The organism is Micromonospora sp. NPDC049529, assembly GCF_055586685.1.
The window spans coordinates 151,298-157,297 of the sequence record NZ_JBVJHT010000009.1 but is presented as its reverse complement, the minus strand read 5'-3'; the positions used below and the strand labels follow the sequence as shown (position 1 = coordinate 157,297).

The following is a 6,000-nucleotide window of genomic DNA, read 5'->3' as shown; positions in this document are numbered from 1 at the left end:
CCCTCCTCCCCCGCGGCGCGTGCGGTGCGTGCTGTCTTGGTGTTACCCCCCCCACCCCCCCCCCCCCCCCCCCCCCCCCCCCCCCCCCCCCCTCGCCGTGGGTGTTGCGGGTGTCAGCAGTCGTAGTACATGGCGAACTCGTGCGGGGTCGGACGCAGGCGCACCGGGTCGATCTCGTTGGTGCGCTTGTAGTCGACCCAGGTGGAAACCAGGTCGGGGGTGAAGACGCCACCCTCAAGCAGGTAGTCGTGGTCGGCTTCGAGGGAGTCGAGCACCTCGGCCAGCGAACCGGGGACCTGCTTGACCGAGCCCCACTCCTCCGGCGGGAGGTCGTAGAGGTCCTTGTCGATCGGCGTCGGCGGCTCGATCTTGCTCTTGATGCCGTCGAGGCCGGCCATCATCATGGCCGAGAAGGCCAGGTAGACGTTGGCGGACGGGTCCGGCACCCGGAACTCGACCCGCTTGGCCTTCGGGTTGCTGCCGGTCACCGGGATACGGGTGCAGGCGGAGCGGTTGCGCTGCGAGTAGACCAGGTTGACCGGCGCCTCGTAGCCCGGCACCAGCCGGCGGTACGAGTTGACCGTCGGGTTGGTGAAGGCGAGCAGCGACGGGGCGTGGTGCAGCAGACCACCGATGTACCAGCGCGCGGTGTCCGACAGGCCGGCGTAACCGGTCTCGTCGTAGAACAGCGGCTCGCCACCGAGCCAGAGGCTCTGGTGGGTGTGCATGCCGGAGCCGTTGTCGCCGAACAGCGGCTTGGGCATGAAGGTCGCGGTCTTGCCGGCGGCCCAGGCCTGGTTCTTCACGATGTACTTGAAGAGCTGGAGCTGGTCACCGGCGTGCAGCAGGGTCGAGAACTTGTAGTTGATCTCGGCCTGGCCGGCGGTGCCCACCTCGTGGTGCGAGCGCTCCACGGTGAAGCCGGTGTCGATCAGCCGGCGGACGATCTGGTCGCGCAGGTCGGCGTAGTGGTCGACCGGCGGCACCGGGAAGTAGCCACCCTTGTACGCGGTCTTGTAACCGCGGTTGCCGCCCTCTTCCTCGCGGCCGGTGTTCCAGGCGCCCTCGATCGAGTCGATGTAGTAGAAGGCCTGGTTCGCCGAGGTCTCGTGCCGGATCGAGTCGAAGATGTAGAACTCCGCCTCGGCACCGAAGTACGCGGTGTCGGCGATCCCGCTCGCGGCCAGGTAGGCCTCGGCCTTCTTCGCGACGTTGCGCGGGTCGCGGGAGTACGCCTCGCGGGTGAACGGGTCGTGGATGAAGAAGTTGAGGGCCAGCGTCTTCTCCACCCGGAACGGGTCGATGAAGGCGGTGGCGACGTCGGGGAGCAGCAGCATGTCCGACTCGTGGATCGCCTGGAAACCACGGATCGACGATCCGTCGAAGGCGAGACCGTCGGTGAAGACACTGTCGTCGAACGACTCGACCGGCAGGTTGAAGTGCTGCATCACGCCCGGCAGGTCACAGAAACGTACATCGACGAACTTTACGTCCTCGTTCTTGAGGTATCGCAGGAGTTCCTCGGGATTGGCGAACACACATCCTCCTGGCACGTCCACGGGGTGGCTAGGCTGGTGGGGACGCTATGACCATGGGGTTGCCCGAGCATGTCTCTTATGTTTCTGCCGTGTTACGTCATTTGCGGAGCGTGATCCCCACTGGATGGCCCTGGTCGGGTCCCCCGCTCGGACGATACCCCTGCGCGGGCCTGAGCGGCAGTGCCCGGACTCCGTGTCGCGGGTGGGAACCGGTCGGAACCGGACCGGTGCCCCGGCCGGTGCCGGGCCGCCGGACGGTCCCCGATACCCTGACTCTCCGTGGCGATTCAGGATGGAAGCATGGCGACCAGCCCGGCGACGGACCCGGCCTTCGTACCGCCGAGCCTGGCCCGCCGGTTCGGTGCGCTGGTCATCGACTGGGTGCTCTGCCTGTTGGTGGCCAACTTCTTCGGTGACCCGGTACGCGACGGCTGGCCGCCGGTCCTGGTCCTGATCGGTGTGTACGGCTTCTTCGTGGGCCTGTTCGCGCAGACCCCCGGCATGTTCGTCACCCGCCTGCGCTGTGTCGCGTACGCCGACGGCGGTCGGATCGGGGTGATCCGGGGCCTGCTCCGTGGCGTGCTGGTGGCGCTCGTGATCCCGGTGCTGATCATGAACGAGCGTCGGCGCGGCTGGCACGACCGGGCGGTCGGCTCGGTCATCGTGTCCGCCGACCCCGCCCGGCCCGCCCCAGGCAGTTGACCGGATCCGTCCGCAACGGGACATGATTGTGTCTTCTGGCGGTGGCCGCCGAAGATCAGGGTCAGCGACCCCGGGTCTGGCGGAACGCGCCCTTCGCTGGGCGCATGTTCTTCGGGATGGCGCCCTTGGGCATCTGCGGCCGGGCGGTGAGCGCCTTGAGCCGGCGGTCGAGGGCGTTCACGTCCTTGCCGCTCAGGTTGCGTGGCAGCCGCATCAGCGTCATCCGCAGCTTGCGGATCGGCAGCTCGCCCTCACCCTGACCGAGGGTGTAGTCGTAGAGCGGGGCGTTGCCGATCACCTTCGCCAGCCGGCGCTTCTCCTGTCCGAGCAGGCCGCGCACCCGTTGCGGGTTGCCCTCGGCGAGCAGCACCACGCCGGCCCGGCAGAGCACCAGGTGGACCATGTCCATCTGGGTGGTCGAGCTGACCGCCGGGGTCACCCGCCAGTCACCCCGCATGCTCTCCAGGATCTGCGGGGCGGCGCCCGGCTGCCCCTCGGCGGCGTTCATCATCGCCCGGTTCGAGCGCAGGTTCAGCACGATCAGCACGGCCAGGACGGTCAGCAGGATGCCGATCGGGATCCAGATCCAACCCCAGAACAAAAACGCGACCACGGTCAGTGCGAGCGGGATCAATACGGCGCCGGCCGCCAACGGGACAAACCACTTGTCCTGTTTGGCGGTGAACGAGAACACCATGCCGATCTGCTTCAGCCGCTGGCCGAACGACACCTTCTCCTGGGGTTTTGCCATGCGTGAAAGTGTAGTGGGCGGCGCTGATCCCGTTCACCCGCGGCCACCGCCGCGCGACTACCGGGTCGGTTCCGTCGTACGGGAGCCCTTCGGCTGCTTCGGCAGCACCGGCGCCGACCGTCCGGTGCCGTGGTTGCCGGAACCCGAACCGGAGCCGGAGTCCTTCTCCTCGTGGTACTCCTCCTCGACGTTGACCTGCCACACGTCGTGGGTGGTGCCGTCGAGGATGTTCTCCGCGGTCAGCATCGCGGTGAGCATCGAGTGGTCCTGGTTGTTGTACCGGTGCATGCCGTTGCGGCCGACCGGGTGCACGTTCGGGACCGCCTCGGCCAACCAGCCCCGGATGGTGCCGATCGCGTCCTCGTAGCCCTCGTCGTAGACCGGGTACGCCTTCGGCATCCGGACCACGTAACCGGCGCTGACCGCGCCCGGCGTGACCAGCCGCAGCCGCTCCAGCTCGTCGGTGCCGAGCTTGACCAGATCGTCGTCGGCCATCTCCCACAGGTCGTCGCCCTCGAAGACGAAATACTCCAGGCCCAGGCAGGTGAAACCGTCCCGGACCAGGTACGGCGACCAGGAGCCGAAGTTCTGGATCCGGCCGACCCGTACGCCGGGGGTGTGCACGTAGATCCAGTTGTCCGGAAAGCCGGCTTCGGCCGGGACCACCAGGGCGATGGTGAGGAAGTCGCGGTAGCGCAGCGCGTCGGCGGCGGCCCGTACGTTCTCCGGGGCCGGCGGGTCCATGATCTGCACCAGCTGGGACAGCGGCATGGTCGACACGACGTGGTCGGCGTCGTGCCGGTGCGTCCCGTCGGCGTCGGTCACGGTCACCGCGACCGCGCCGCCCTGCTCGGCCCGGTGCACGGCGGTCGCCCACGACTGCATCGTCACCGTGCCGCCGGCCTTGGTCACGTGCTCGGTCGCCCGCTCCCACATCATGCCGGGGCCGAACTTCGGGTACTGGAACTCCTCGATCAGGCTGGTGATGTCCTTCTGGTTGCGCTTCGGCATCAGGGCGTTGATCACCGCGCCGGAGAGCGAGAGGTTCTTGATCCGCTGCGCCGCCCAGGCCGCCTGCAACTCGGTGGCGGGCATGCCCCACAGCTTCTCGGTGTACGTCTTGAAGAACTTGGTGTAGAGCCGCTTGCCGAACCGGGCCGACGTCCAGCCCTCGAAGTGGCTCTGGTCCTTGGGTGGGCTGATCCGCGCCCAGGCGTACGAGCCGACGCAGCGGATCGCTTCGAACACGCCCAGGTTGCGCAGCGCGTTGCCGGCCTTGAGCGGGTAGTCGAACAGCTTCCCGTCGTAGTAGATCCGGCTCATTCGGGGCCGGAGCAGGAAGTCCTCGTCCGGCAGGATCTCGTGCCACAGCGCCTCGACCGACGAGACCTTGGTGAAGAACCGGTGCCCGCCGATGTCGAAACGCCAGCCGTCGCGTTCGACCGTGCGGCTGATCCCCCCGACCACGTCGTCGGCCTCGAAGACCTGCACCGAGGCGTTTCGCTTGGTCAGCGCGTACGCGGCGGTCAGTCCGGCGGGGCCGGCTCCGATGATCACGGTGTGGGGCGTGGTCGCCATGATGCTATTCATCACCTTCGATGCGTTGGCGGCAACCCCGATGCCGAAACCGACCATTACCCGCCAACGGGTGCATGACCGTCACGGCCCCGCAGGGGCTGAGGCTGGACGGCCGGAATCTAACACGTGTGACGGGTTTCGGGCGGGCTGTGTCCCTCCCGGCCGGGAGAGGCACAACGCGAGGTTTGCCGCGAACCGGCCACCCGCCACCCTCCCGTCCCAGGTGGTCGGCACGCTGCGCGTACCAACGGAACCGGGGTGCGTACCGCGCCGGATTCGGCGGGCACGCACCCCGGTTCCGGGCGCGGGAAGGGTCAGCCGGCGAGCGCGGCGACAGCACCCTGCCGGGCGTCGAGCGCCTGCTGGTAGAGCCGACCCGCCCGGTACGACGAGCGCACCAACGGCCCGCTCATCACCCCGGCGAAACCGATCTGCTCGGCCTCGGCGGCCAGCTCGACGAACTCCTCCGGCTTCACCCAACGCTCCACCGGGTGGTGCCGGGGGGTCGGGCGCAGGTACTGCGTGATGGTGATCAGCTCACAGCCGGCGGCGTGCAGGTCACGCAGCGCCTGCGAGATCTCCTCGCGCTGCTCGCCCAGGCCGAGGATCAGGTTGGACTTGGTCACCAGACCGGCCGCGCGGGCCTGGGTGATGACGTCCAGCGACCGCTCGTAGCGGAAGCCGGGCCGGATCCGCTTGAAGATCCGCGGCACCGTCTCCACGTTGTGCGCGAGCACCTCCGGCCGCGAGCCGAACACCTCGGCCAACTGCTGGGGGTCGCCGTTGAAGTCGGGAATCAGCAGCTCGACGCCGCAGCCACCCTGGAGGGCGTGGATCTGGCGGACGGTCTCGGCGTAGAGCCAGGCACCGCCGTCGGGCAGGTCGTCGCGGGCCACCCCGGTCACCGTCGCGTAGCGCAGCCCCATCGCCGCCACCGACTCGCCGACCCGGCGCGGTTCGTCGGCGTCGAACTCGGCCGGCTTACCGGTGTCGATCTGGCAGAAGTCGCAACGACGGGTGCACTGGTCACCGCCGATGAGGAAGGTGGCCTCGCGGTCTTCCCAGCACTCGTAGATGTTCGGGCAGCCGGCCTCCTGGCAGACCGTGTGCAGACCTTCGCGGGAGACCAGGCCGCGTAGCTGGGTGTACTCCGGGCCCATCTTCGCCTTGACCTTGATCCACGGCGGCTTACGCTCGATCGGCGTCGCCGCGTTGCGCGCCTCGACGCGGAGCAGGCGGCGTCCCTCGGGTGCGGCGGGTCCGGTGGTCCGAGGGCCCGAAGCGGTGGCGACACTGCCGGCCGGCTGCGGCGCGGCAGTCGGCGTTCCGGATTGCTCGATGGTCACGAATCCGAGCCTACGCGTAGCGGGAGGTCGGTGGCGGCGTAGGCGACGGGGCTCACTACCCGCAGGTTGTGATCGCACTCACCCA

Annotated in this window: 5 protein-coding genes; 1 reads left to right on the top strand and 4 read right to left on the bottom strand. The window is 68.7% G+C overall.

Features of this window, described 5'->3' with window-relative positions:
* Nucleotides 1–113 precede the first annotated feature (113 nt).
* Nucleotides 114–1,538: a type I glutamate--ammonia ligase gene (gene glnA / locus ACZ6QQ_RS17260; protein ID WP_465877318.1), complete on the bottom strand. Its 1,425-nt coding sequence runs from the start codon at nucleotides 1,536–1,538 to the stop codon at nucleotides 114–116.
* A 300-nt stretch (nucleotides 1,539–1,838) separates the two neighbouring features.
* On the opposite strand from glnA, the gene ACZ6QQ_RS17255 reads away from it, so the two are divergent.
* Complete coding sequence (locus ACZ6QQ_RS17255) at nucleotides 1,839–2,240, top strand: RDD family protein (protein ID WP_465877555.1); 402 nt, start codon at nucleotides 1,839–1,841, stop codon at nucleotides 2,238–2,240.
* 61 nt (nucleotides 2,241–2,301) lie between these two features.
* On the opposite strand, the gene ACZ6QQ_RS17250 is transcribed toward ACZ6QQ_RS17255, so the two are convergent.
* From ACZ6QQ_RS17250 to lipA, 3 genes are all read right to left on the bottom strand, one after another.
* On the bottom strand, nucleotides 2,302–2,991 hold the full coding sequence (locus ACZ6QQ_RS17250) for a DUF4191 domain-containing protein (protein ID WP_465877317.1): 690 nt from the start codon (nucleotides 2,989–2,991) through the stop codon (nucleotides 2,302–2,304).
* Between the two features lie 57 nt (nucleotides 2,992–3,048).
* Nucleotides 3,049–4,569: an NAD(P)/FAD-dependent oxidoreductase gene (locus ACZ6QQ_RS17245; protein WP_465877315.1), complete on the bottom strand. Its 1,521-nt coding sequence runs from the start codon at nucleotides 4,567–4,569 to the stop codon at nucleotides 3,049–3,051.
* Between the two features lie 314 nt (nucleotides 4,570–4,883).
* Nucleotides 4,884–5,915, bottom strand: a complete 1,032-nt coding sequence (gene lipA, locus ACZ6QQ_RS17240) for a lipoyl synthase (protein WP_465877314.1) — start codon at nucleotides 5,913–5,915, stop codon at nucleotides 4,884–4,886.
* Between the last annotated feature and the right edge of the window lie 85 nt (nucleotides 5,916–6,000).